The organism is Shewanella sp. Isolate7 (assembly GCF_022398425.1).
In the GTDB taxonomy this organism is placed as follows: domain Bacteria; phylum Pseudomonadota; class Gammaproteobacteria; order Enterobacterales; family Shewanellaceae; genus Shewanella.
Map to the genome: position 1 here is coordinate 1 of NZ_JAKEVJ010000153.1, position 1,755 is coordinate 1,755.

Below are 1,755 nucleotides of genomic sequence, written 5' to 3' on the forward strand. Positions count from 1 at the left end.
TCAACATCGAGTATTTAAAAGCCAGCATTCGGGCGAAGGTAGAACACCCGTTTCGGATCATCAAATGTCAGTTCGGCTTTATCAAAGCACGCTATAAAGGGCTGACGAAAAATGACTCACAGTTAGCCATGCTATTCACCTTGGCGAACCTGTTTAAAGTAGACCAGATGTTACGACGACAGCCAAGATCTGTCTGAAATCCGGGAATAGCGCGGAATTAGGTCGAAATTCGGCCTAAAACGGCAGTATGTTGGCCAAAATTGAACAGTTAGCGTTCAAAAATCAGGCGGGCCGCTCAAAACCTCGCTCGATACCTAAATTGCAGGACTTGTTCGCAGTTTCCTTAGCCGGGTCGACGACCCGGCCGCCACCGCTCCAGCTGTCTTGAAAGGCGATGTTACCGTCGACATAGCGTGCATTGGCCTTGAGAAAACCACCCAGTTCGATGCTGGTGGCATGAGCCGAAGTGGCAGAAAGACTGAGGCAGAAGAGGGCACAGCTTAAGTATGTTTTCATAGTCCTGGCGTCGATTGATAGAGAGAAAAATTAAAAAAAAGCCCTATCAGATAGGGCCAGATTGAAAATGCGTTATGCGTGGGGAGCGGCATCTAATCTCAATAAAGGGAAATGGCAGAAACCCAGTGAGAGCGACCAGGTTTCTGCCGGGCACTTATGCCAGGTTAGAAGTAGTAACCAAAGTTGATGTTGACCCGCTTTTCCCAATCGTCGCCAACCTCTGGAAGCCCCACATGGTCATTGTTAGCGGTTGAGAAGGTCATGTTTTTACCCATCACGAAGTCGACCATGGTGTAGGTCGGGCCGGCGGCGATGGCACAGCCGGTGACGTTCTGCATGCTGTTGTCATAGCTGTCATCGGCTACGTCAGGTGTCATCACACCGAAGTCGTTGTAGCACTTCACGCTACCCCAGTCGGTGTTGAAGGTCTTGGCAATATTCACGCTATATGCCTGCCCCTTACTGGCGATCTCATACTGCCAGCTCACCACTGAGACCCCAATCTTGTTTGGATCGACGGCGTCGGCGGCGTCATATTCATACTGCATCGCCTGCAGCTGAAGGTTCCAGCCCTTGTAGCTGCTGTCTAAGTGCAGCGCGACTGCATAACGGTCACCGTTGTTGCCCGTCTTGTTGTTATAGATCTGACCATACTGCACAGAACCGCCAACCGTGGTCGAGCCGCCTTCATGCTCCATGGTGTAGGTTTGGCGCACGTTGAACTCTGTAGGATCCCCTCATAATTCATACCCCCAGCAGCCGTAAATGAGTGATAATTCAGCCAGCTTCTTGGCAGCATGGAGTAGGTCATCGGCTGACATTGGGTATCTGTCTCGTCGTCGCATCAGCTCTTTTCCCATCCGCACTATCGATAGCACATTACGTTTCTTCACCGTATTGGCCTGGAAATGTCGTTGCAATTGCTTCGCTTCACCAAAGAGCCCCACCCACCAAAATGCCAATTGCACCAGCAAGGCTATCATCAGCAGAATATCCATTCTTGCCGCATCACGTGTTCGGCTGTGGCGTAAACCAAATCCGTAAGCCGGACTTTTTAAGTCCCTAAAAGTCTCTTCTATCTGCATTCGCTTTTGGTAAAGATTAACCAGTTTCTTAGGTGGCATGGCTTCCATCGTGAGGTTGGTCACCAGTGCCCAAGGCTCTTTTGCCGTCAGCTCATAGGTCCATTGGGCGGTATGATGACAGTCGGTCGTCGTACTGCGCTGACCTTTACGTCCT

The 1,755-nt window shown here is 50.6% G+C and carries 3 protein-coding genes and 1 pseudogene; 1 reads left to right on the forward strand and 3 read right to left on the reverse strand.

What is annotated here, in order from left to right:
- On the forward strand, positions 1–197 hold a 197-nt coding region (locus tag L1D47_RS20560; protein WP_239886608.1), incomplete at its 5' end, for a transposase.
- 85 nt (positions 198–282) lie between these two features.
- Here the strand turns inward: L1D47_RS20560 and L1D47_RS20565 are convergent.
- The 3 genes and pseudogenes from L1D47_RS20565 to L1D47_RS20575 all read right to left on the reverse strand — a co-directional run.
- The gene (locus L1D47_RS20565) at positions 283–516 is read right to left on the reverse strand and encodes a hypothetical protein (protein WP_239886609.1); all 234 of its coding nucleotides are present in this window, start codon (positions 514–516) and stop codon (positions 283–285) included.
- Between the two features lie 164 nt (positions 517–680).
- Positions 681–1,235, reverse strand: a pseudogene (locus L1D47_RS20570) (hypothetical protein); the annotation flags it as partial.
- An 18-nt stretch (positions 1,236–1,253) separates the two neighbouring features.
- A partial coding sequence (locus tag L1D47_RS20575; protein WP_239886610.1) for an IS4 family transposase occupies positions 1,254–1,755 on the reverse strand: 502 nt, incomplete at its 5' end.